Source organism: Solibacillus sp. FSL R7-0682 (assembly GCF_038005985.1).
Lineage (GTDB): Bacteria > Bacillota > Bacilli > Bacillales_A > Planococcaceae > Solibacillus.
The window spans coordinates 136,278-161,776 of sequence record NZ_JBBOUI010000001.1 but is presented as its reverse complement, the minus strand read 5'-3'; the positions used below and the strand labels follow the sequence as shown (position 1 = coordinate 161,776).

At 34.9% G+C, this 25,499-nt stretch carries 22 protein-coding genes; 6 read left to right on the top strand and 16 right to left on the bottom strand.

The annotated features are described in order from the left end of the window. Positions 1-505: 505 nt before the first annotated feature. Entirely contained in the window at positions 506-967 is a 462-nt protein-coding gene (locus MKZ17_RS00805; RefSeq protein WP_340721925.1) for a hypothetical protein, read from the bottom strand. A 296-nt stretch (positions 968-1,263) separates the two neighbouring features. On the opposite strand from MKZ17_RS00805, the gene MKZ17_RS00800 reads away from it, so the two are divergent. After that, complete coding sequence (locus MKZ17_RS00800; protein ID WP_340721924.1) at positions 1,264-1,461, top strand: hypothetical protein; 198 nt, start codon at positions 1,264-1,266, stop codon at positions 1,459-1,461. A 52-nt stretch (positions 1,462-1,513) separates the two neighbouring features. Continuing rightward, the gene (locus MKZ17_RS00795) at positions 1,514-1,759 is read left to right on the top strand and encodes a hypothetical protein (RefSeq protein WP_340721923.1); all 246 of its coding nucleotides are present in this window, start codon (positions 1,514-1,516) and stop codon (positions 1,757-1,759) included. Between the two features lie 288 nt (positions 1,760-2,047). Here MKZ17_RS00795 and MKZ17_RS00790 read toward each other — a convergent pair whose 3' ends face one another. The 7 genes from MKZ17_RS00790 to MKZ17_RS00760 form a co-directional block, all read right to left on the bottom strand. Further along, positions 2,048-3,061, bottom strand: a complete 1,014-nt coding sequence (locus MKZ17_RS00790) for an LCP family protein (RefSeq protein WP_340721922.1) — start codon at positions 3,059-3,061, stop codon at positions 2,048-2,050. Beyond that, complete coding sequence (locus tag MKZ17_RS00785; protein WP_340721921.1) at positions 3,051-3,578, bottom strand: sigma-70 family RNA polymerase sigma factor; 528 nt, start codon at positions 3,576-3,578, stop codon at positions 3,051-3,053. Before MKZ17_RS00785 ends, MKZ17_RS00790 begins: the two co-directional genes overlap by 11 nt. Before the next feature lie 359 nt (positions 3,579-3,937). After that, positions 3,938-4,081 (bottom strand): hypothetical protein, encoded by a 144-nt coding sequence (locus MKZ17_RS00780; RefSeq protein ID WP_340721920.1) that lies wholly within the window; start codon positions 4,079-4,081, stop codon positions 3,938-3,940. Between the two features lie 116 nt (positions 4,082-4,197). Beyond that, a complete protein-coding gene (locus MKZ17_RS00775; protein ID WP_340721918.1) occupies positions 4,198-4,974 on the bottom strand; it encodes a YqjF family protein in 777 nt (258 codons plus the stop codon). A gap of 64 nt (positions 4,975-5,038) precedes the next feature. Then, positions 5,039-5,443 (bottom strand): hypothetical protein, encoded by a 405-nt coding sequence (locus MKZ17_RS00770; protein ID WP_340721917.1) that lies wholly within the window; start codon positions 5,441-5,443, stop codon positions 5,039-5,041. 160 nt (positions 5,444-5,603) lie between these two features. Further along, positions 5,604-7,514 (bottom strand): copper amine oxidase N-terminal domain-containing protein, encoded by a 1,911-nt coding sequence (locus MKZ17_RS00765; protein WP_340721916.1) that lies wholly within the window; start codon positions 7,512-7,514, stop codon positions 5,604-5,606. Positions 7,515-7,705: 191 nt separating this feature from the next. Then, complete coding sequence (locus tag MKZ17_RS00760) at positions 7,706-8,815, bottom strand: cysteine desulfurase family protein (RefSeq protein WP_340721915.1); 1,110 nt, start codon at positions 8,813-8,815, stop codon at positions 7,706-7,708. Between the two features lie 97 nt (positions 8,816-8,912). On the opposite strand from MKZ17_RS00760, the gene nadB reads away from it, so the two are divergent. Genes nadB through nadA form a run of 3 tightly spaced genes read left to right on the top strand, consistent with a single transcriptional unit; the run spans position 8,913 to position 12,397 of the window. Next, the gene (gene nadB, locus MKZ17_RS00755; RefSeq protein WP_340721914.1) at positions 8,913-10,493 is read left to right on the top strand and encodes an L-aspartate oxidase; all 1,581 of its coding nucleotides are present in this window, start codon (positions 8,913-8,915) and stop codon (positions 10,491-10,493) included. Beyond that, the gene (gene nadC, locus MKZ17_RS00750) at positions 10,450-11,310 is read left to right on the top strand and encodes a carboxylating nicotinate-nucleotide diphosphorylase (protein WP_340721913.1); all 861 of its coding nucleotides are present in this window, start codon (positions 10,450-10,452) and stop codon (positions 11,308-11,310) included. Before nadB ends, nadC begins: the two co-directional genes overlap by 44 nt. Then, positions 11,297-12,397, top strand: coding sequence for a quinolinate synthase NadA (nadA, locus tag MKZ17_RS00745; protein ID WP_340721912.1), 1,101 nt, complete (start codon positions 11,297-11,299; stop codon positions 12,395-12,397). Before nadC ends, nadA begins: the two co-directional genes overlap by 14 nt. Positions 12,398-12,568: 171 nt before the next feature. Here nadA and MKZ17_RS00740 read toward each other — a convergent pair whose 3' ends face one another. From MKZ17_RS00740 to MKZ17_RS00725, 4 genes are all read right to left on the bottom strand, one after another. Then, a complete protein-coding gene (locus MKZ17_RS00740) occupies positions 12,569-13,663 on the bottom strand; it encodes an S-layer homology domain-containing protein (RefSeq protein ID WP_340721911.1) in 1,095 nt (364 codons plus the stop codon). A 354-nt stretch (positions 13,664-14,017) separates the two neighbouring features. Next, a complete protein-coding gene (locus MKZ17_RS00735; RefSeq protein WP_340721910.1) occupies positions 14,018-14,335 on the bottom strand; it encodes an inner-membrane translocator in 318 nt (105 codons plus the stop codon). A 413-nt stretch (positions 14,336-14,748) separates the two neighbouring features. Beyond that, positions 14,749-15,072 (bottom strand): cytochrome C biogenesis protein, encoded by a 324-nt coding sequence (locus tag MKZ17_RS00730; protein ID WP_340721909.1) that lies wholly within the window; start codon positions 15,070-15,072, stop codon positions 14,749-14,751. Between the two features lie 197 nt (positions 15,073-15,269). Next, a complete protein-coding gene (locus tag MKZ17_RS00725) occupies positions 15,270-15,896 on the bottom strand; it encodes a Type 1 glutamine amidotransferase-like domain-containing protein (protein ID WP_340721908.1) in 627 nt (208 codons plus the stop codon). Positions 15,897-16,128: 232 nt separating this feature from the next. Here MKZ17_RS00725 and MKZ17_RS00720 point away from each other — a divergent pair, with 232 nt between their 5' ends. Then, on the top strand, positions 16,129-16,725 hold the full coding sequence (locus MKZ17_RS00720; RefSeq protein WP_340721907.1) for a hypothetical protein: 597 nt from the start codon (positions 16,129-16,131) through the stop codon (positions 16,723-16,725). 139 nt (positions 16,726-16,864) lie between these two features. Here MKZ17_RS00720 and MKZ17_RS00715 read toward each other — a convergent pair. From MKZ17_RS00715 to MKZ17_RS00700, 4 genes are all read right to left on the bottom strand, one after another. Then, a protein-coding gene (locus MKZ17_RS00715) for an IS3 family transposase (RefSeq protein WP_340723839.1) occupies positions 16,865-18,438 on the bottom strand; the annotation gives its coding sequence in 2 pieces (ribosomal slippage) (positions 16,865-17,799 and positions 17,799-18,438; 1,575 coding nt in all). 387 nt (positions 18,439-18,825) lie between these two features. Beyond that, positions 18,826-19,332 carry a GrpB family protein gene (locus MKZ17_RS00710; protein ID WP_340721905.1) on the bottom strand — a complete coding sequence of 169 codons (507 nt, stop codon included), beginning with the start codon at positions 19,330-19,332 and terminating at the stop codon, positions 18,826-18,828. Between the two features lie 1,011 nt (positions 19,333-20,343). Then, positions 20,344-20,583: a hypothetical protein gene (locus tag MKZ17_RS00705; protein ID WP_340721904.1), complete on the bottom strand. Its 240-nt coding sequence runs from the start codon at positions 20,581-20,583 to the stop codon at positions 20,344-20,346. A 28-nt stretch (positions 20,584-20,611) separates the two neighbouring features. Then, positions 20,612-25,423 carry an RHS repeat domain-containing protein gene (locus MKZ17_RS00700; RefSeq protein WP_340721903.1) on the bottom strand — a complete coding sequence of 1,604 codons (4,812 nt, stop codon included), beginning with the start codon at positions 25,421-25,423 and terminating at the stop codon, positions 20,612-20,614. Positions 25,424-25,499: the final 76 nt, after the last annotated feature.

The window sequence follows — 25,499 nt, the reverse complement described above, 5'->3', positions numbered from 1 at the left end:
TAATAATTGTATTATCAACACAACAAGGAGGTTGGGAAAATACATGAACAATTTAAAGAATGTATCGAAGAATGCCTTTCTTGTTTGACCGAATGTAACCATTGTTTTGAGGCATGTTTAAAAGAAGAAGATGTAAAAATGTTGGAAACATGGATCCGACTTACTCGAGAGTGTGCTAATATATGCGGGTATGCAGCGTCTGCCATGTCGCGGGGAAGTCAGTTCGCTACTGAAATCTGTAATCTATGTGCCGATATTTGCAGAAAAATGGCTAGCTAATCGAATGGTAACGAGCCTGTTTCTTTTTGATTTTTAACCCAACGGTCCAGCGCAGATAGAGTAAGCCCATATTCCTTAACAATTTCAATTTCTGCGCGTGACCTGTCGTTTTTATACAGTTTTATAGAAATTTATATGTGGGTGTATAAATTTTACATTTATTTTTCAAAGGGGGTGCACTCCTTTGAATATAATCGTTTTTTTACCCGCTATGATTAAATACTGCCTATTTAGCCTGTACTTCTAAAACAAATGAATAAAATGCATCTCCATGAGATACGTTTTCCTCTTTGTCATCCATCCACCATACACCATAAGAGTAATAATATACGCCTTCTTCAGTAGGGGCCGAGAAACTATTTTCCTCTATCATAACTTCCTTATCATTACCTCCACGTATTTGCATAAGATGGAACTCACTTGGCTTTGGTTCATAATCCATTAAAAAAGATACTTTCTCTCCGGGGCTTACTTTAATTGGCTCTTTCCCTTCTAAGAGATCAACAGGTCCAACTGTATCAACACACCCATTTTTCCAACAATATGTTCCCAATTTAGTTTCATAATTTTCATTTCCTATATTTATTTGAACGGCTGGAGGCTTTTCACCTGATAATACCTCATTTGAACAACCCATTATGGTTAAACTACTAAAAGCGACTAATAAATAAAGAACATATTTTTTCATAATCCTCCTCCTTTTAAAAAATTTGACGTATTGAGTTGTTGTAAAGTTACTTATGCTTTACAACAACTTTAATTTCCATTTTTAATTTCTATCTCAGAATCTTAATACTAGGCAGTAGAAAATAAAAAGCGACCACATTTACTATAGAAAACTATTTTTATAAAGCACTACATCAGCCTTAATCAGCTCTAAAAAAACTCATAATATAGATAGACTTTTCTTTCAAAAAAAGTCACTCATGTACCTCCTTACTTAAGGTTAAGAGGTATAAAAATAGCTTAAAGGGGGGATTTGAAATGAGTAATAGAGATATTGAAGTATTAGTAAATCCAGTTATCAACAATGTGGATACGCAAGTACAAGCTCAGTTGCAAGCTCAATTTGAAGCTCAAGCTCAATTACAAGCACAGTTACAGGCTCAATTTGAAGCTCAAGCTCAGCGACAAGCACAATTCCAAGCTCAGTTACAACAAATTATTGAGAGGCTTAGATAGTTGTCAATAATGCACGACTCAACCCAATTATGTTTAGAGGAGGTGATTTGAAATGGGACTAGCAAAAGATTGGAACTCTAATGGATATGAAAGAAATGATGCTAGAATTAAAGTTCATGTAAATCCAGAAATTACAAACCGTGATACGCAAGCTCAAGCTCAATTCGAAGCTCAAGCTCAGTTACAAGCACAGTTACAAGCGCAGTTCGAGGCTCAAGCACAGTTACAAGCCCAATATGAAGAGCAGGTAGAAGCTCAATTCCAACGAATTTTTGAGTTACTACAAATAAGAGACTAACCTCTTTCCCTTTTAGAGATTACTGATTTTGATAGAAAATGTATATTTACAATTTTTCATTTTCCAATTAACTAAATCAGTTTGTACTTCAATTAACTCTTTTGTTAATTGAAGTACATTTCTTCACCGTCTATCTTTCAATATTAATGTAAATCTCTAATCTAACCTTTTACTAAGGATTAGTGTATTTATTTCTCCCACCTAATTGCTATATCATTGGAAGGAAATTCAATAACCAATTTATTTTGAGGTGCATTAATGTATCCAATTGTTTGCATTGCACTATTTTTAGTTAAAAATGGTTAATTCTTCTGACACGGAATTTAAAAAATCCTTCCCAAACTTATAATAGTGTTTGCCTTCTGTACTGCTTAATATTTCAGCTTCCGATACCATCCCATCACTTAAAGGGATTGTTTTAATAGTATTAATTTCGATTTGATTCTGTAACAAACCGTTTAGTGACACATTCGCTTCTATTTTAGAAAACAATTCTTTTAATTGTGTTGGTGGAATTTCGTTTTCAGTTTTATTCATAACAGCATTCATTAGATTTAAAAGGTTTTCTTCCTCTAAGCTGATTCCTTCCGTAGCAGCCATCATTAATGCTACTACCTCTTCTCCATTCAAATGATTCGTTCCTTTATCAAATTCAAATGCCACTTGAGATATTGCTCTTATTCGAATATCTTCTTGCAAGTCGTAATCTATCCCATCCATTGCGTCAATTAGAGCTGAAATGGTTTCTAAATCGATTACAGCATAATAATCAATTGGTAAATCTACTAGTTTTGAAACTGTTGATCTTACATTTTCAGCGCCTCCAAAACGATAAGCAAATAGTAATTTATCATACATCGTAGACCCATCATTATTAATTCCTATCGGTGCATACGTATCATGAGGGATTGATACAATTTTCACCATCTTTTTATCTTTACTATAAGTAAGTAAAAGGTTCAGATAGATTCGATTTTCCATTTCTATCGACTTCACCGTAATTAAAGAAGTTAAGAATTCAGTTTCCCCAACCACCGGTTCCCTCGTAACACTTGGGCTCGATTCATTAATTACTTTACTCGGGAGAATAGAAGGCATAAATAAAAATAGACACAAGCCTACTACTAATAGTGAAACCGTAAGAGGAACAAGATTTTTAGAAAAAATAAAGGATTTCTTTTGTGCTTTATTTTTCTCTGGATTATGAATTTGTTCAAATACTTTATTACGGTCTTCTTTTGTAAATCTTAAATCTTGATCAGACGAATTAAAAATTTGATCTCTTATTCGTTTATCTTCCATTAAGCTCTGCCTCCTTCATAATCGACACCAACCTTTGCTTTGCCCTTCTTAATCGAGTTTTTACTGTATTAACGGGAAGATCTAACACGTTGGCAATTTCCTCTGTACTTAATGAATCGTAGTAGTATAAATAAACAACTTCCCGGTACACCTTTGGTAAAGAGAATATTGTATCCTTTATTTCTTCATTGCTATATTTATCGATTACTGCTTTTTCTGTTGATGGTAATATTGACTTTGTCGTTTCATTTATAAAGCTTTTCACCTGAACCATTCTGTAGTTCCAGCTTTTTAAATAATCTTTGCATTCGTTGATGGTTATGCGATAAAGCCATGTCTTTACTTGTGCATCAAATCGAAACGAATCAAGGTTTTTATAGCATTTAATAAACGAATTTTGAACCATATCTTTAGCAATCTCTACATCTTTTACATAAGAAAATGCTAATCGTACCAACTCATTCCCATATTCAATCATGATTTTTTCTAATATGTAATCTTTTTCTTCTCGGTCCAATTTACTCCCCTCCCTTTCAACTTATTTTAAATTTGCTATTAGACGACTCCCGATTCATAATAGGTTCAATTTCAAAAAAATATTTAAGTGAATATTCTCTTCTTTTATCTGAGTTCACCGAAATTGATTTATATGGATAATTATAGCTGAAGCGAAAGAACTGAATGTGAGACAACTAATTAATCATAAACTGGCTGTTATTATTTACAGTTCTTCAAACAGTAATTAACGACAAAAAATCACCCCTCCTCTAAGAAATGGAGAAATGATTTTTTGAAATATCGCTCAAAAATGGAGGCTTTTCAAGTTAATAAATTGTCTTAATTTGCATGTTAAATTTAACTGTTAGTTAAACATTTTTACCAAATGTCCTTTATTAATTGAATCAGCTTTCTTGGTATATACATTAAAATTCTCCAAGCCACTTCAAATAGCATAGAGGCACTAAGTTCACCTAACATTTCTTTAAAAAAGCCGGTTCTCTTTTCGTTATTCTTTTTCATTTTATAACTCCCAATAACACCATATTAAAATTATAAATCCATCTAGTGTTGCAATTATACGGTTTAGCATAACATCTTGTAGGATATAAACTACTCACACAACTTTAATAAAAACATTAAATACTAAAACGATTCGTAGAATGATGAACTAATGGCCAAGCAAGTACCTCTATCATTTTAGCAAAATGCACGATTGGCAAATCGGTCTCAACTGCAATACCTTGCTTAGAAAGTATTGTATTATGCTTAATCTCCGCCTGTGCTTTTTGTAATCTCCAAGGTTCATGTAAAATGTCACAGCGCAGCGGTACTCCCGATGAATTTAACGTGTAGAAGCAGTAACGCTCGACCATCCATTCCTCGAAAGATCCTTTTGTTGATAGAAATGGTTCTGAAATCGGTTTATAGCTACATGCAAATTTGATTTCATGATCTTGTAATCTCTTACTTTCAAATTCAATGCTTGTTCCACTATTTTTAATTTTCATTTCAGCATGCCAATATGGTAAATAATAGAGTGTTTTTGCACCTTTAACAGCAAGCCAATTGGCAGCATCCAAACTAAAAAAGTAAACACCTGGCTTTCCATCTAGCGTTACATATGTCCGAACATTGAGTTCAGGAAATTGATCTGTTCCCGGAATAGGTGGTAATCCTCGCAGTCTAACACCCGACATCCGAAACGGCACAACGCCAATCCAGCACATTCCATTATATGAATCCAAGGGCAGTGCTTCAGGAACTAACTTTCGTAACACCTCAAATTTTATTGGATAATGTGCAAATAGTAGATCGCTCCATATTTGCTTCATCGTCCAAGGTAAATTAGGGAGAGCCCATGGGCGATGACTATCATCCCATTGATTTGGTTTAGTTTTCAGGAATTTTCCCAAAGCAAGTCACGTCCTCAACAACCATATTTTTTTGGTTTTCGAATATTAATGTTGTTTATATACACTATTCTAATTTAATCTTAATAAATTCATTCCCTTCTTCGTCTGTTATAATATGATTCATAAATTTTTTAAAGGTAATGGATAATCCATCTGCCGTAATTGAATAGTTTTCAGCGTCGGTTTTAACTTTTACATTGTCATATTCTTTCCACACTTTTGTATTTGTTGATCCACCTTCAGGGAAATAAATTTCATCAAAGGTATATTCTTTCTCCATAGTATTATAATGTCCAATCACTTCCAACTTATTATCTATTAACGTAAATTGATAGCGGTCGCTTTTAAATAACGAATTTTCAAGATCTTCTTTTTTAGCAACAAGCCCCGATTCACTCTCATTCGAACAACCAACAACTAGAAGAACAGACAAAATACAAATTCCCCATAAGTAAATCCACTTTTTCAAAAAAACATCTCCTTTTATTGAATGTATGGTTTAATTCTATTTACGAATAATTCCGAAAAAAGTTTTCATTTTTATATAAAATTATTTCCATTACACAAAAAGCACTCTGCAACATGCAGAGTGCTTCAATCAGAATAACTATAATGTTAAAACCTACTCATTACTCTGTCTCAATATAAATCGCTAAAGGTAAATTACTTCCCCCAGAGTGCATAATTTCTAAAGTGATGTGCTCATTACTGTCAAGAATCGTGTAGCTCGGAAGTTCAATATATTCTTTGCCTGGCTTTAACGTAGGAATTAAGTGAACTTGCCCGTTTAATTTAACCGCGCCACTATATAAACCGCCACGACCTGAAAGCTTTAATTTCACATTTTTAGCTTGTCCAGTTGGATTGGCTACAGGGATTTTGACAATATAATTTAAACCAAAATGCCCGGAGTTGCTAACGCTGCCATTGATTTGTTCTAAAGAATTTTCTTTCGTTAAGAAATGATCCGTTTTTCCGTTAGAAATACTGTAACCTACTTCAGCACTTCCAACTGTATACGTTGGGAATTCTCCAACAATCGTGGAGCTCGTCCAAACACCACGCGGGTGAGCTGCCGATGCATTAATTGGTACAGGGTTTGAATGAATGGTTGTTAAATTTTCATTATTTTTTGCCATAACTGTTCGAATCGTGTAGTTGCTTTCGCTCCCATTTACCGCTTGGATATCGAAGTCGTGTAATAAACCAATAATGTAGTTGTGATGCAATTCATAGGATTGAATTACTTTCGTTTCACCTGGTGCAATCATAATACCTTCGTTTTCCGCTTGCTGTAATTGATTGTTTAACACTTGATCGGCAATAGGTAAACCAATGTCATAATTTATCCAGCTATGGCTACTCTTTTTAAAGGTTCCTTTAGAATTCACTACTTGTAAAGTCGTTGTTGTAGACTTATTTTCAACTGTAATACCTAATTGTATCTGTTTTCCAAGTGTATTATAATGCCAACCAAATACGCGGTGTTCATTTACTGCTTTATCGGATTGCACGTTTTGTGCAGCAAGTGTTGCAGTTGAATTCGGGACAACAGCAGCAGACAACGTTTCTGGATTATCACTTACTAATAACGTACGATTCCCCGATAACTCGGCTGTTGGTATACTTTGTGGCACGGGCGTTGTACCGAACGATTTTTCTAGGAACTTACTTGTAAACATCGATTGATATAAGTAAATATACATTTCCTTCTGTTTACTTAAATAACGCAAGTTTCCTCCCTCATCGACTGCATTAACAATAAATTTTACAGGTACGTACATTTTTTCAGATTGAATAAACGGCTGTTCCGCTGTAACCACCATCTCGTCATTTACTTGTATGATGTTACTGCCATTTGTGAATACAAATATTAAACCTAAAATTTGCAACTCAAATTGATTTTTAGAAAGCCACTTACCAGAAGCGTTTTCTAGATTTTCATAAAGATATTGTGCCGGTATATATGTTCTATCCTGCTTTGTAATGATTGGATCATTCATTACGATACGCTTGTTATTGATATGTAGATAGTAGGGATCGCTAACGATTGGCGGCGTAGTTTGCCCATCATTTAAGGAGATCTCCACCTTACGGGATTGTTGATTCCATTTGACGCTTCCACCTAAATTTTCACTTAAAAAGCGAATTGGTACGTACGTTTTATCCTTATAAAGGAATGGAGGAACATTGACTGCTACTGTTTTACCGTTGACTATAGCAGTTTTTGAATTAACTGTAACAGCCACTCGATTTTCATCTCTTTTTGCACTTGCCGTTTTAGTTTTTTGATCCCAATGTACTGTTGCGCCAATAATTTCATATAAATTTCGCATTGGTAAAAATAAATGGCCGTTTTTATTTAAAACAGGATCTTTAAACGTCACTTTCTTCCCATTTACTATGACTGTAACGTTACTTTCTAAATATAAACCATTGCCAATACGTTGATTAGCAAACGCGGAATTCTGACTTAGGAACAATAGCGAAGTTGTGAGTATAATAGTCACAATCCAATATTTTTTTAGCTGTTTTAACATAGTAGTTTTATTTACTCCTCCTCTAAAAAGTTGTTACCACGGTTAGTCTCAATGTAATTCGAATCAGCGAAGAACTAAAAATCATTATAACAATATCCGGATTCAAACGATACTAATCCATAGTATTGTTTTTAGACACGATAAAGTCATCTATATACCTACAGCATGAATTTTGATAATTTAAAACTTACTTATACGATGTTAATAATGTTATGCAACGCCTCATTCACCTTAGCTATTTCCTCCCGCTTTGTTTCGCTACCAAAAGAAATGCGGAAAAATTGTCTTGCTTCCGTCAATGATTTCCCCATCGCGAGGATCGCCTTCGTTCCTGATGCACTATTAATATCACAGGCACTCCCAGTTGAAATGCATATACCCTCTCCATTTAATTTTAGCATTACATATTGTCCTTCTACCCCTCCCATACAAATCCCACAAATATTCGGTAACTGATTTTCAAATGGCGCTTCAATTACTTGAAATAATCTTTTATCAAGTGACTCTATAAGGTCTTGGCGAAGTTGCCATTGATAGCCGATATTATAAACAAATTCCTCAACTGCGACTGCCATTGCAACAATGCTTGGCGTATCAAGTGTTCCCCCACGCAAGCCCTTTTCATGTGTGACTCCAGGAAACACCGGTGTCGCTCGCACACGTGGATTTATATACACAGCTCCACAGCCTTTTGGTCCGCCCACTTTATGTGCAGAGATAGTGATCGCGTCAACCTGTCCAGAAAGACCAGTTACATCTAACTTACAAAATGATTGCACACAATCGACATGAATAAGAATTCCAAAATTCTTTGCTAGCTCAGCAATCGCTTTTACGGGCTGGATGCTGCCGATTTCGGAGTTAACATGCTGAATCGTAATTAAAGTTGTATCTGGACGAATAGCCTTTTCTAAACTATCTAAATCGATAATTCCCTCTTTTGTTAGCGGAAGCTTTGTAATTTCAAATCCCTCTCGCTCTAACGTATTTAACGCTGCATGAACGGAAGTATGCTCTGCCAGACAAGAAATGATATGTTTTCCACGATGCGCCTCCCTCGCTATAGATAAAATCGCTAATATATTCCCTTCTGTTCCGCTTCCAGTAAAAATCATGCCATCCTCATGTACACCAAGCTTGTTTGCAATTACCTTTCTTGCCCATCTGACAGCTGCCGATGCCCTGCCTCCCATATCATGTAAGCTGGACGGATTGCCAGAAAGTTTTCGTGCGGCTTCACTATAGGCTTCGATTGCTCCTTCAGTCATTGGTGTCGTTGCCGCATAATCTAAATAAATCATTGCCTGCGCCTCTTTTCTAACGAAGTAATAAATACTTGTTTATTTCATTATTTTATGTAAAGATATGTGTCAAGACAACTGTAAAGAAGGGGCTAATATGAATATTCATACGGATATTGTCATTATAGGAGGAGGGATTGCTGCACTCAAAGCTGCATCAAATTTAAGCCGACGTTTTGATGTACATATCATTACAAAGGCTGATTTAACCCACAGTAGCTCCTACAAAGCACAAGGCGGGATTGCTGCTGTTATCGCTGCTAACGATCATACTTCCCTACATATACAAGATACACTTGAGGCCGGTGAATTTCATCATCACGAGGAAAATGTAAAAGCACTAATCGAAAACGGGTCTTCTCTCGTAAAAGAGCTTTTGCAAGAAGGATTTAAGGCAGATTTAAATGAGGATGGCGAAATTTCTCTTGGCTTAGAAGGCGCTCATAGTAAGCACCGAATCGTCCATGCGGGTGGAGATGCTACAGGCAAAAATCTTATCGATTATATTGCGCGCGAACTAGCGCCGAATGTTCATATTCATACATATGAGTTTGCTTATGAACTTCTCTTAAATTCGGTTGGTGAATGCTGTGGTATTCGGGTGAAAACGAATGAAGGCGAAAAATCATATTACGCCTCGTACGTGATCCTTGCTACAGGAGGAGCTGGTGCACTTTATGCTTGTACTTCTAATTGTGAGAATAGCTACGGAGATGGTATTGCATTAGCTTATTTAGCTGGAGCAGCGATCACAGATATGGAGTTTGTACAATTTCATCCAAGCCTGCTATATGTTAATGGAGCAAAAGGTCTTGTTTCCGAGGCGGTTCGAGGGGCAGGAGGTAAATTCGTTGATCAAAACGGGCAATCTATTATGGACGGAAAGCATCCTTTAGGAGATTTAGCACCACGCCATATTACAGCCTATGAAATGAACAAAATGCGAGCAAATGGACAAGAAGTATTTATTGATATTTCGAAAATTGAAAACTTCGATCAAAAATTCCCAACAATTCACGCCCTTTGTTATCAAAACGATGTGAATCTATCGAATGGCAGGATACCGATTGCACCTGGCAGTCATTTTTTAATGGGTGGTGTAATTACTAATCTCTACGGTCAAACTTCTATCCCTCGATTATTTGCCATTGGTGAAGTTGCTTGTACGGGGGTTCATGGGGCAAATCGACTTGCGAGTAATTCATTATTAGAAGGCATTACTTTTGGGCAAATGATGGCAACCTATTTACTAGAGAACGGAAGTAAGCAAAACAATTTTATAAGTAATAATGAAACCGGCACTCCTCTGCCTAAAAACTTATACCCAAAAGAATCTTTACAAAAGGCAATGCTAAGCAATGCTGGCATTGTCCGCTCAAATGAGAGTTTACAAAAATTGATTAATCAATTACCTGTCATCTCATGCAAAAAAGTAAATTTACAGCATTATTCTAAGGAACTTATAGAGTTATATTTTATGAATACAACCGCTTCTTTAATTGTTCACGCTGCACAAGCAAGAACAGAATCAAGAGGTGCACATATACGTGGAGACTATCCTTCGAAAGACAGACTTTGGCAAAGAAAATGGATTGTGTTTGAACAAGGAAAAATGAATGTGAGGAAAGATTTGTATGAATGTAATCAAACTGAAAGCTATGTTAACGAGTTTTTTTAATGAAGATATTGGTGATGGTGATTTATCGAGCGAAACAATTTTTTCGGCAGATGAACAAGGTTCCTTTACGTTTTACGCAAAGGAGGACGGCATTTTTTGCGGTGCACAAATTATCGAAATTGGCTTTCCAATATTAGATTCAAATTTACTTATACACGTATTAAAGGAGGACGGCGAGCACATTTCAAAAGGAGATCGGCTTGCGATTATTGAAGGATCTCTTCGCAGCTTACTAACAGGAGAGCGTGTCATTTTGAATTTAGTACAACGGATGAGTGGTATTGCCACAAAGACGAATCAGGCAGTCGCTCAAACAATTGGCACGAAGGCTAAAATTTGCGATACACGCAAAACCATCCCAGGTCTTCGTATGCTCGACAAATATGCTGTTCGTACAGGCGGAGCTTATAATCATCGTAGTGGTCTATATGATGCCATTATGTTAAAGGACAATCACATCGCTTTTGCCGGTAGTATAACAAAAGCTGTAGAAACAGCACGAAGTAAAATTGGGCATACTGTAAAAATTGAGGTAGAAATCGAAACGAAGGCGCAGTTAATAGAAGCGATCCATGCAGGGACAGATATTATTATGTTCGATAATCGGACACCTGCAGAAATTTATGACTGGATATCACTAGTCCCACCTCATATTGCAACCGAGGCTTCAGGCAATATAACGTTAGACAATTTGAGGGATTATGCAGAAAGTGGTGTAGAGTGGATTTCCCTTGGTTCCCTCACTCATTCCGTCCCTGCATTTGATATTAGCGCACTCGTACAGCCAAAAGGAGAGATTAGCTATGACACTCGCTAAATTTATGGAAAGCTCTATGCTTCCAGATAAGTATAAATCGATGACTCAGGAGGAAATGGAAACACGCATTCATGAAATAAAAAACAAGTTAGGTGACGATCTATTCATTCCTGGTCACCATTACCAGCGTGATGAAGTTATTCAATTTGCTAATATTACAGGAGACTCCCTACAGCTCGCTCAAGTGGCCGCCGCAAATAAAAAAGCAAAGAGTATCGTATTTTGTGGTGTACATTTTATGGCCGAGACAGCTGATATGCTAACGGAAGACGACCAAATAGTCTATCTACCAGATATGCGTGCTGGCTGCTCTATGGCGGATATGGCGAATATTTATCAAACAGAGGAAGCATGGGTAGCGCTAACAAAAACATTTGGGGATACAATCATTCCATTAACTTATGTGAATTCAACTGCGGCTATTAAAGCATTTACAGGGCGTAACGGTGGTGCTTGCGTTACATCATCCAACGCTAAAACGATGGTACAGTGGGCATTTACACAAAAACCTCGCATATTTTTCCTACCTGATCAGCATTTAGGGCGTAATACTGCTTTTGAACTTGGTATTCCTTTGGAGCATATGGCTGTGTGGAATCCAACTTCGGGCCAACTAGAGTATGATGGTGCACTTGAAGATGTGAAGGTCATTTTATGGAAGGGACATTGTTCCGTACACGAAGGCTTTACTGTATATAACATTAAGGATGTGCGTACTAAATATCCTAACATGAAAATTATCGTCCATCCGGAGTGTAGTCGAGAAGTAGTTGCTTTATCAGATGAGAATGGCTCTACGAAGCATATATGTGATGTAATCGAGGCTGCGCCTGCTGGGTCAAGCTGGGCCATTGGGACAGAGATGAATCTAGTCAAGCGATTAATCGCTAAAAACCCCGATAAGCACATTATTTCATTAAATGAAAATATGTGCCCTTGCTTAACAATGAACCGGATCGATTTACCCCATTTATTATGGACACTCGAAACGATCGAACAAGGTCGACAAGGGAATGTGATTTCGGTTGATAAAGAGATAACTGTTCAGGCGGTATTGTCGCTAGAGCGTATGCTCGCACATGCATAAAAGAAGTGTATGTTATACCTTCATTAGGGGTTAACTTTCTAGTAGATCGACCTTATTTAATTCGCTTGTCACCTTGCGATGTTCTTGATCTTTTAGACATACAAACACCCCTTTAGATGACTATAATCTAAAGGGGTGTTGTTGTTAGTTAATCTCTGTTTCCAATGTTTCTTACCATTCTAGTTCATAGTCCTCTTCATCAAGAACAACATTATAAATTTTCCATTTACTTTCATCGCTTTTCTTAAGATAAGCAGTTCCTGATAAGTCAACTGTCGTGTTAAAAGACATGTCTGGCGCTGTCATAGATACTTTATATACTAAGTTATCCATGCGGACTTGAGCAAAATGATTACTTACAGAAACAGCACTAATCGCGTATTCACCAATCTGTTCCATCGTGATTGTTGCATCTGATTCTTCAATCATCCCTGCCATATCCAAACTATCAAGTGAATAAGCTAGTTGATAACCAATTGTCGTTTCACGATAAAGAGCCTTTAATGCTTCTACGTCTTGTTGTTCTGTAAATTTCATTTCATCTTGAATGTTACGATCAACTGTTTGAATGATTGCATGTTGATCTCCATCTGTTTCAGGCACTAGATGCAAGGCACGGTCAATCATCACGATAGCTTCAGCACGAGTTGCATCATTGTAAGGTTTGAAGACATCCCCATACCCTTTGATAATTCCTAAAGCTGCCGTTTTTAAAACCGCTTCATAAGCAAAATTCTCCTGTGGTACATCCGGGAATACTTTTCCTGTTGCTGAAAAATCAAGCGTTGACTCGAATGCACGATAAATCATGACTGCCATTTCGTTACGTGTAATCTTATCATTCGGTCGGAAAGTACCGTCTGGTTTACCATTGATGATGCCTTGGCTACTGGCAATCTTAACATACTCGTAATACCAATTTGCCGGTTTTACATCAGGGAATGATTTAACTGTTTCACCTGCATGTAAATTCATCGAATTCACTAAAATTTTTGTGAATTCAGCACGAGTAATGGAATTTTTTGGTTTTATAGAAACGTATGTATATTCATATTCCTCTCCATCTTCCTCAAACGATTCTGTTTCCACATATCCGTCTATGATATCTGAATATAAGAAACGTTCCAATTCATTGTATGCCCAATGATCGTAATCAACATCATCCAAATAATATAAATCGATGGATTTTTCTGCTGCTACTACTGGCGAAACAGTAATAAATCCAAATAAAACAAGGGAAGATAAAAAAACATATAGTGCTTTCATTGGTTTGCCTCTACTTTCTTCTATTAAAATTTTTCCAATAGACGTAGTTTACAGGACTGTTACAAATATTAATAGAGCGAAAAATATGGGAATAGATGATTTTTTTGGCAATAATAAATCTCATAACTGGAGGAGACCGGGTTTGGGAAGTGATCAAGAGTAGCAGTTGAAAACACAAAAAGATGGAACGAATTCCATTCCATCTTTTAATAATTTGTATTCGTTAACTACTTGTTGGTTTGGAATAAAGATTTACTAATTCGGGATGTGAATATTCAATTAAAGCAAATAATTTACTAAGAAAACTCAATACAGTCTTATTCTTCTTACTTCGATAATTCACTACGACATATCTTATTTCTTATTATATTTTGCAATCAACTTAATCCCCCACCTAATAATTCCAATTACGATTATGAGAACACCATTAGCTAATGTTATAAGCCCTAAAATTGCACCACCATACCCAGCACCCTCTCCAGTTCCCCCTGAATTCCAATCATAAAAGTAATGAAATAATGAATAACTTGAAAAACCAAAAACTGGAGCAAGCATCATCATAATGATGCCAGATATAATAAGATTTAGTTTTCCTTTTTTAAACAGTATATAACTAGCGATATTAAGCGATATTATGACTATGATAAATAAATATAAAATCAAAGTATCCATTATAATTCCCCCTTAGTCAAATTCCACCGCAAAAAAACATACTTGCCAAAACATCCCGTCACTTAATTTAATACGTTTAATATGTATGTAAATTTCAATATTAAGTGAATTAACCAGCTTTAATTAACAAAAGTCCATTTCTGCTTATTGAACTAAACTGCTTACGACATTACACATTGTTATGACAGCATTTTAAGTGTTCTATTGTAACCCAAACTTTGATTTGGGAACGTTATTTGGAATTATTTTGTATACGTTATAAATGCTTGTTGCATTTAAACCTCCATAGGGTGAAGATGGAAAATGAATCGTATTAAACAATCGCGCCCGATTGTTGAAAATCGTTATTCATATGTACTCAAACTTTCATTTGGGAATGTAAATAAATGAATGAATGAATGAATGAATAGCAATTAAATATCTAATAGTGGGATAATATTAATTATTGGTTCTTCATACGGATGAATTTCTTTAATTGTTTTTAAAGTTTCTTGTATCTTTGAATACTCACATTTAAATTCTAATTTACATTCCGAGCCAAATGAAATTTCATTTTTTTCTCCATCATAAGGAATTGCTTTATCTAGAGGTCTCCAATACCCTTTGGTTTCCGTATAAGAAATAACATGATCATAATTTCCGACAGTTAATATACCGATAGCATTTAACTGATTTCTAATATTTTCTATAAACATTTCTGGTAGTAAAACTTCTACTTTCACTGTGGTAATATTCATAAAGCCCCTTCTTTCATTAAGTTATTGTTTACATATTATCTAATTTTAAAAGCTACCAAAGCGACGTTTCGGAATCTGGTATAAAAGGCTTTTATCTAGCTGAAGAAGACACAATTTCTTTTTCAAGAATTGCGCCCGATTGCTGAATATCATTATTCACTAAAGTCCCCCCATTATTGGAAAAATGTTTAGGTAAATCATTCAATTATAATTACTTCTCCATCCTTTAATGCTTTAAATGGTATTTTATTATTAATCATATATTCAATTGTCTCGTCTATATCCTCAGACTCTGGATGGTTTGATTTATAATGCGGGACAATTGCATATTCCAATATATTTAGTCCATCCCAAATAGTTTGATATTCATCTCCATATGGCTTTTGATCTGTGTCATCAGTTAAATGTATACCTTTTAGCGTTGGTCCAAGGATGCAAACACCAGCACTATAACCTCCATATAGGATGTTCCTATTTTCCTTAAAATACTTTTTAATTATTTTATCGAACCCACTTAACTTCATCGCCTGTGCAAGAATAAAGGTATTGCCACCCCTTACCCAGATAACGTCATACTGATTAAGGTATTGTTCTAGTTTCTCTGCATTATGAAAATATTCTTTTAAATCTAAAATATCCACTGTAAAACCGATTCTTTGAAGATCCGACACGTCAATGGCATCACTTTTATTCTTTCTTTCTAAATCCGTCGCAAAGTCTAATGCATTGTTGAGATAAGCAACTTTTCTATTGCCGTTTTTCGTTATTTCAATTAATTTTTGCTCTTCGTTACCAATTTTAAAAGACGATAGATAAAAATTCATATTATCCTCCTATTTTAAATAATCCCCTATAAATTTTATCATAATTTACCAATTTTTTTATAATAGTATTCCATTTACCTGCTGACCTGTTACCAAACATCGCAAGGAAGATTTAGGCAAGAACTTTTAATTCTTTAGAAAAAAACAATGGCATACCTTAAAAAAGGGAGGTGTTGTTATAAAAAAAGGGAAAATTAATGTAATCAGTTTGGTCTCATTATTGTTGATATTAGTGTCCTTATTTTTATATATACAGGTTTCTGGCAAGGAAAAAGAAGGTACGAATAGGAGTTCTCATTTATCCGAAGAGGAAAGACATGAATTAAACAGTTTGATGTGGCAGATCAGAAATAACTTAAATAGCGAAAATTATGGATTAGTTTTAGACCATGCTGTTTTGCCTAACGGAAACATTGAAGTAATCGTGAAATTAGGAAGTAACAAGATTGATAAAAAGACCAAAGAAGATATACAACAAATAGCAACTAACGTTATTAAACAAAATGATTTTGATTCTGATATATTTCAATTTAACATTACAAGTTTTTATAACTCCGAAAAAGAAGGCAATCATATTTCACAAAGGCTAAGTTACAATGATTTAATGGGAGACATCATGCTAAGTTTAAATGAATTAGGCTATGATGTTGCCGTACAGGGGGAAGTATCTTCAGACAAAAACGTTATAATATCATTAGCATTACCACACGATAAGTTCGATAAAAACACTAAAAAAGAAGTACAACAGTTTGCAACTGACGTTATTAAAAAATATAATTTTGAAACTGAAATATTTCAATTTAACATAACAAGTTACTATAATTCGTAAGTAACAAGAACTAATAACGTATACAAAACAAACTGAATAAACGTTCCCATACGCAAGTTTGGGGTCAGCAGAAAAATTGGTAAACGTTTTAGTATGAACTGCACCCCGTCAAGTAGACAGTCGAAATAATAAAAATTCATCAAGCGGCTTGAGACCTGAATTCCTTAGGACTTAAGCCGTTTAATGTTTCTTGATATCGTTCGTTGTTATAGAATTTTATGTACGTATCAATCGCATTTTTTAACTCTTCATACGTCTCAAATTTATGTAAATAATACTTCTCTACTTTTAGAGTTCCCCAAAACGCTTCTATCGGTCCATTATCAATACAGCGGCCGACTCTCGACATACTATGTGTCAGATTGGCTTTCTCCATGATTCGTTTAAATTCTTTTGATGTATATTGATATCCTCGATCACTATGTAGGATAGGAAATTCCTGTTTATTTAATTGGCGTATAGCTGGTTTAAGCGTCTTGAAAACTAAATCATTGTTATTTAATTGTCCAAATTTGTAACTCACAATAGATTTGTCATAAAGATCAATAATCGCACTTAAATAAGCCTTTTTACCGTTTCCATACTGGAATTCAGTTACGTCTGTACACCATTTTTGATTTGGCTTTTCGGCCGTGAATTCACGTGCTAATACGTTCTCAGCTGTGTAATCTGGTGTTACCTTACGGTACTTTTTGGGACGACGTCGAATAACTGCCTGCAATTCGGAAATCTGCATAAGACGATAAATACGTTTTTTATTTACTTTATTTAAGCCATTCTTTTTTCGTTGGCGATTGATTGTCATCGTGATTCTACGATAACCGTAAATACCATTTACTTGCTTATATAAATGTTCAATCGATTCGATTAACTGCTTGTTTTCTAGTTCATGTGATGTCGGTTGGCGGTTTAACCATTTATAATAAGCTGCTCGTGAAACATTCACTAATTTACAAAGTAATAGAATCGGAAATTTTTCTTTTTCTGCCAGTTCTTTAATAGCTAGATAATGACTTTGCGTACGAAGTTTACTTAACGAAGCCTCCTTTCGATTTCCTCTAACTTTTTTAAAAGTAAATTTTCAGCACGTAATCTTTCATTTTCACGTTCTATTTTTTTGATTTTTATACGTAATTTTTCTTCTGGTGTACGTTCATCTGCTGATTTCATTCGCCCACGGCGATCTTCAAGAGATGCTTCGCCACCATCTTCAAACTTACGCACCCACTGATATACTTGTTGATAAGTCACATCATATTGAACCGCTGTTGTTTTATAATCCTTTTCATTTGTTAAGCAAGCTTTCACGATTTCAATTCGTTCTTCAAAAGTAGTTTTTCTTCCTTTAGTCATAGTTTGGCTCATCCTTTGATTCGAGTCTTTTAATTCACTATGACTATTATATTTTTTTAACCAGCTATTGAATACTTTTCGACCACTGATTCCATATTTAATCATGATCTCATACTTTGAATAATTGCCTGTTAGGTAATCTTCAACGGCGTTTTTTTTCAATTCTTTAGGGTATCTTTTATTTTTAACGGGACGAAGTAATGCATCTGTGCCCCCGAATTGATATTTAGCGCGCCATTCATATAAGCGATTTGGATTCAAATTAAACATCTTGCAAATTTCTCTTGCAGAATAACGACCTTCCTCTAGGTATTTAAGAGCTGAAATCTTCGTCTCTAATGAAAATGTTTTATTAGACAAAAAAATGCCCTCCATTCGATAAACAGATTTTATTTTTTAATCTGTCTACCTAATGGGGAGCATATCAAGTAGCAGCGTTTACCGATTTTTTATTGGAATATTGTTTATATGAGCTTTTATGCATGTCAATGAAACGTTACAAAAGCAGCTCTTATACTTGCTGTCATAATCTTTAATTTGCATAAAAAATTGTATAGCTATTCTTATTGTGGATCCTCTCTAACCCGCCCCAAAGAAAAACGTTGCTTCACAATATGGCCCTATAACGGAAAAACGTGATCTTCTTATTGAAGAATCGCGCCCAAATTGTTGAAGATTGTTTTTTTCAACTTAGATACCCGTTTGTGAATATAAAAATTTCCTTCTCATCTTTCGTCAAATATTTATTTATTGTTTGCGCCAACTGAGAGCTTTTAGTTCCAATTCACTAACAAATTTCTTTTTTGCTGGGCTGTACTCGCTTGTATGCTCGAAGCGTTGCGCTAATTCTTCTTTAAAGCGACTGTAATTAATTACCTCTTGAGGATGAGCCCTTAAATAATCTCGAAAGATTAAATGCCTTTGAATTTCAGGATTATCTACCTCATAAAAATGAATATGGTGGGTTCTATTTTCGCCACCTTTTCGAAATAACCTTCTACCTGCAATCCCCCATTCTCCAGCAACATCATAACTAAGATCTGCCATCTGACTGTTGAATAAATCAACTTTTTCAATGCTTTTAACAATACACATCATATCAATAACAGGTTTTGCTTTCATTCCCAAAATGGATGTACTTCCAAAATGTTCGCACTGAATTATTTCGTCACCAAATATTGTTTTAAGAAACTCTGCTTCATTCTGAAACATTTGAGTCCAATTTACACTATAGTCTGTAAGACGAACTTTCATCGTGTCTTAACCTCCTTATATAATTGTCTATATATGGATAATTATAACAAATAAAGGGGTTCAAAATATAAACTGAATGAAAAACATCCAAAAAGCCTCGTTTGGATGTTGGTTTGGAATAAAGTTTGATTAAACATTAGCTGCAAAAGTTGATTTTATAATAGAAGAAACCCACGCATTTTGAACAAAAATTGATCAAAATGCGTGGGTTAAATTTAAGTACCGATACTTTTTTATAAAAAAATTTGATTAAACTTAGACTTTATTGAATATCTTTACTACATCTTGCTTAATTTCATTTACCCAATAATTATCTAGTAGAATAAATGTATTGAATATACTGTAATCTATACCATCTAATATAGATAAGCTGTTACATACCTCAACGAAAGATTTATAATCTCTAACTACACGGTTTAATGTTGCTATCACAGATTTATTCTTTTCCAATAAAGCCTTAGAGTTATTAAAAATTTCAATAGGATCTAAAGAGAAATTATCAATTAAAGTGTTGACTTGGAATAAAGTTTAATTAAAACACAGCTATAAATGATGTTTCTTATATAAAATCATAGCCCTATTTTGGAAAGAGTTTGATCAAAATAGGGGCTATTTTTCATATCTGTATAGGGCTTTTTTTAATAAAGATTGATCATTTCGGAAACCGAAGCGGTAGGGATTTTCCTCTGATAGATTTACTTTAGCTTTCTCATCTAAATCTTCTTGCTTTAAAATATTGCCCCATGCATCATATGTGTACTCAGCGACTAATTGGTCATTGTCGGTTGCAGGAAAAATTAGGTTGCTTGAATCCCATCAAGTGAGGAAATCAAACAACCTAACAAGTGTTTATATGTGTATCAATGCAAATATTGATTGGACGTTTGACTATCTTTTTGCTAATGATTTATCAAAAGTTGTAATTGTAGTTAATTTTCATAATTGCTTGTGCACCTGGTGCAGGATACTATAATCCTAAATATTAAAAGCAAATCTTTCTATAATAAATAATTATCCTATTATTTTTTCTCTATTAAATATTATTATCAAGCCAGTTAAAATAAACAGAATTCGATATCCCCGTACTATAAATTTACTATCTTTCTTAAATCCTATAATATTAAAGTGAAATTCTAAGGACATAAAAAAGAAATATAAAAAAGTCAACAATAAAAAATTGAGTTTATCTACTAATAAGAAAAATAATAAAATAAAACTATATATAATCATCCGTAAAAATTGATTTTTCATTATAACATCTCCTTAAGAAGGGTTTTTACTAAAATCCATTAAAATATCCATTTCTAGGGTACTTATCTCTCCTATCTAGAAACTTAAAAATAGATGTTCCAGGGTCGGTATAGAATCCTGCGATGTTAGTAGCTGCTGTTAATGCAGAAACTATATAACCAGTGATTTTTGCTGATATCCCCTTTCTAATTAATGATTTTTTTATATTATTCGCAAAAATAACACGTTTAGCTGCACTTAATTGTTTTTTGGAATAGCTCGCCAAGATTTTAGCAACACTTCCTCCAAAAGATACAGAAGCGATAAATAATACTGCATTTATTGTTTTAGATAGAAAAGCTTTTTTATTCCACCAAGCATTTTTCCAATACTCCCCACTGGGATCCACAAACATCAGTGGATTATTATTCGCATAACTATACCCATTCAGCGTAATCGGATTCATTGTATCGCCTCGTACAGGATCTAGTGATAGAAATACCCCTGTATCCGGGTTGTAATATCGCGCCATTAAATAATAAAGCTTCGTTTCCTCGTCATATCGATAGCCAGCGTAACGGTAGGGATTTTCCTCTGATAGATTTACTTTAGCTTTCTCATCTAAATCTTCTTGCTTTAAAATATTGCCCCATGCATCATATGTGTACTCAGCGACGATTGTCCCGCTTTCATCTGTTAAGGCGAGCACGTCCCCTCGGTAGTTTGTTAGATAGTAGTAAGTTACACTATCGTACGTCATTGTTAGAGGATGCCCTTTATCGTCATATGTGTAGGATTTTGTTATCTTGCCACTTGCATCTTCCTCGAATAATACGTGATTACTTGTCCCGTCATAGCGATAGAACGTGTCTTTACTATTAACGTTACTATATATACGGCGACCGTTTTCATCGTATTTATACGTTGCCACCGTTGCGCCAGCTAATGTTTTCACTTGTGTTAATTGATCAAATGCATTCCACACGTATTCATAACGCCCGTCATTTGTCACATTGCCGTTGACATCGACGGCAACATTCATCGCGCCGGCCGTTGTCATTTGGTTGGCATCGTTATACTTATAATCCGTTTTTGTAGTAACACCATTTTGCGTGATTGACTTCGACAAACGATTTCCTACATGATCGAATGTGTAATCGATCGTTACGCCATTGCTCGAGTGCTCTTGCTTTAATTGATTTAATGCATCATAGGAATACTTAACTGTCCCTGCATTGCTTGTGACCTGTGTGATTTGCTTATTCGCATCATAGTCATACGTATGTGTATCGCTTTTATTCGTTGTTTTAAATGTTTGTGTTTTTAGTAATGTCTCATTTCCAATATAGTCATTGGTAACCGATGCCCCGTTATCGAGTGTAGTCGTTTTTGGTAAACCATTGGCATTCAGTGTAAAGTTGGCAATTGTTTTTTCGTTTAAAGATAGGCTCTTTGTTTGTCCATTTTCATCTGGTGTATAGTTGATTGTATTTGTACCAAACTGAATCGTTTCTAATGATTCTTCATTTTTATAACCGTACGTAATAGCATTGTTTTTAGGCGCGCTAAAGTCAATACGCTGTAACAAGCCATTTTCTGATTCCGTGTATGTTACCTTTTGATTATTTAACGTATGGTTTGTCACAGTTGTAATTAAACTATCTTTTTTAGTTGTAAACTGATTAACATTGTTAATTTTCACAACTGACGTTTGTGTTTCTTCATCATTCGTATATCCAATGACAGCTCTATCCGCTTTAACTACCTCGGTTAATTCACCATCAGCATTATAGTGATATTTTGTTATCTTTCCTTCTGCATTTTTCTCTTCTTTCACTGCATTTTGTTCATTGTATTCTAAACTCGTTTGTTTGCCCGCAGCATTTGTAACTGTTACTAAATTCCCGTTCCCATCATATTTGTAGTTTGTTATCCCATTGGCGTCTGTTACTTTGATTAATTCATTTTTTAAATTGTAATCATACGTCGTTAGTTGATTTTTTCCATCTTTATAAGATGTCATATTGCCATTAAAATCAGTAATCGTTTCCGTCGTAATACCTAATTCAACGTCTGTATGCACAGTCCGTTTTTGATCCTTTGAATAATCATTGTCAAATGAATCCATTTTCCCTGAAGGGTACGTAATGGACTTTAAATCGCCCCGTGTATCATATGCATAGGAAGTTTTTTCCCCCTTCGGTGACGTCGTTGTTTTTAAATTGCCATTTTCATACGTATTGGTCGTTATTTGATTTTTAGCATCCGTATGCTTTAAAACATTACTAAATTGATCATACATAAATGACTCACTTACACCTTTTGAATCTGTTGTGCTTAACACATTCCCTTTTGAATCATAATTATAATCTTTCTTGTATGAAGAGCCATCTGCATAACCTACCGTTTCAGTTAACACATTATAAGTATTCTTGTCTAACTTATAAGTTGTTGTTTCACCTGAAGCATCGATTATTTTTTCCGCAACGTAGTTATCATTCAATTCATATTGTGTAATGGAACCTTCCGGGCTTGTAACCGTCATCACTTGAGGAATGTTTGTTCGATTTAATGCATAATTGGTAATGGAAGTTACTTGTCCTTCCAAAGATGGTTCTGTTACAGAAATTAAATCCCACTCATTATTATATTCGTAAAGCATCGTTTTTTGATTACTATCGATGATTTTTGTTAATTGCCCATTCGTCGTATAATAGAATGAGGTAGCTGTTGTCGTAGTTGCATCTTTTTTCACAACTACTCTTATTAAATTCCCATCTGTATAGGCGTAGGTAATCTCTTGATTATTTAAGTTAATTTTTGAAATAAACCCGTCTGCATCATAATTAAATTTCAGTTGAGTCCCTAAATTCGTAGTAATGAAAGTAAGCTGATTCACCGTATTGTATGAGTACGTAATGGTATTGCTGTTTCGATCTGATTGCGTCGTTATATACGCTACTTTTACATCTGTATCCGTTGAATTTTCTCTTACTGTAAATGTAGTTGTATAACCCGTTTGCGTTGTTAACTTATAACTGATCGCATCCACTTTTTCTAAACGATCATAATTGCCAGCTGGGGCAACATAATTGCTTCCGTCCCATTCAAACACATGGACCGTCCCATCTGCATCCTTATAATCAATATCGCTACCATTTGTCCCGATATAAAGCTTTTGAGAACCTGTAAAGCTCCACCCATATCCAAAATCTGACTTTTCAAAATCCTTACTATTATACGTTCTTGTAAAATCCAATCCGAAATCGGCATAGTTGAATAAACTGAAATCGGTATATTGGATGATATTATTATTTGTGCCTAAATTGACGTAATTGGATCCATTTGAAAGATTATGTGACGCATAATCCCAATAGCCTTCTAAGCCTAGTCGGTTCGGTGTTTTAAATGTGACCACGAGCTTCGGTTTATAAGCAAGGGGATTTGTTGTGCTTTCACTACTAATGAATTTTTTATAAATCAATGTACCTTCTGTTGTACTCTTTAATAGTACACCTAAATTCGTATTTGAATTGACAACCCAATCTCTTACTAAATCTGTAGGAAGTGCCCATCTTTTTAACCCGTCTTCTACCTTACTCGGAACGGAAGAAATACCATTAACTGTTGAAAGTGCTGCTGTATTGTAATCCCCACCTACAGCTGTCCATTTACCAGCTGTCGCATAGTTATTCCATGTTGCTGTATTTTCATCCCATGAACGCTTCATTGAATGCAAGCTTAAATCAATCGGATTTGGTGAATTGCTAGAAGATAAATACAAATTTAAATCAGCAGATAAAATCACACTATATTTTGGAATTGGTGAAACATCAAATTTCATTAAGCTGCGCACAATATTACCATCAGTTGCCGTGCCAGTCCCCAATTCAGTATCATTTCCGCCTGTTTGCGTTGGGAAATTTTTACGAATCGTTGTATCAACCATTTTTGAGTTTCCTTGGATGCGTATAATGGTTGGATCAATGACAATTGGAAATTGACGTTCTTCCCCCTGTAGCCAAGCTGAATCCGGGATTAAATCGATCCATATGGAATTGTTTTCTTTACGTGTTTGAAGCGTAATATCATAGGATTTCGCTTCTTCTGGAATCGCGTCTACCCCATCAATCGATTGGAATCCTGCGGGTTCAAAAGCATCATACATAAACGGTGCCTCAATGACATAAACCACTTCACCCGAAGACGCATCCTTCAAATAAATTTGATTATTGATTTGTTCATAGGTCATATTTTCTAGCGACAGTTGATACGAAAAGCTTTGTGGCAAACCATTCTCAGGCTTTTTATCAATAATAATATCTTCTTTTACAAAGTTTTCTCCAACAGAGTATGTAGTCGAAATATTTTCAAAAACATCCGTGTACTGAATTTGATTCTCTGTAGCAACCCCTACAACCTCATTGGCAAGTATTACTTCACCATTTTGTTGAATTTCCTTTAAGCCCATATCGAGGGTATATTGGTTCTCTGTCACTTGTACATGATTCGTGTCATCTTCTAATTTTTCATCAAACGTGACAACAAAGTTATTGTCCTTATTTTTGAACTGGCCTTTACCATTGACCTTTTGCTTTTGAAGGTCATTATCAATTTCCTTCCAGCTGCCATTATTCCCTTTAAAATGAATCGGTGCCTCATAGATTTCTGTTGAAAAGGTACCGTCATGATTGTTATACGTTTTTGAGGTTTCTGTACGTGCCTCTAACACTTCTATTTTTTCTAGTACATTTTTTGTGGACTGTTGTTTAGTACCACTTGCACTTGCAAAATTCCCAAAAGGAATAAACCCAATGAACATTGTCAAAACGATCATTTGAGCTACTATTTTCTTAAGCAAATTTATTTCCTCCTATAATTTATTGACTTTAAAACCTTTTCAATTCTACATTTTATTACTCAAAAGTAACAATGCC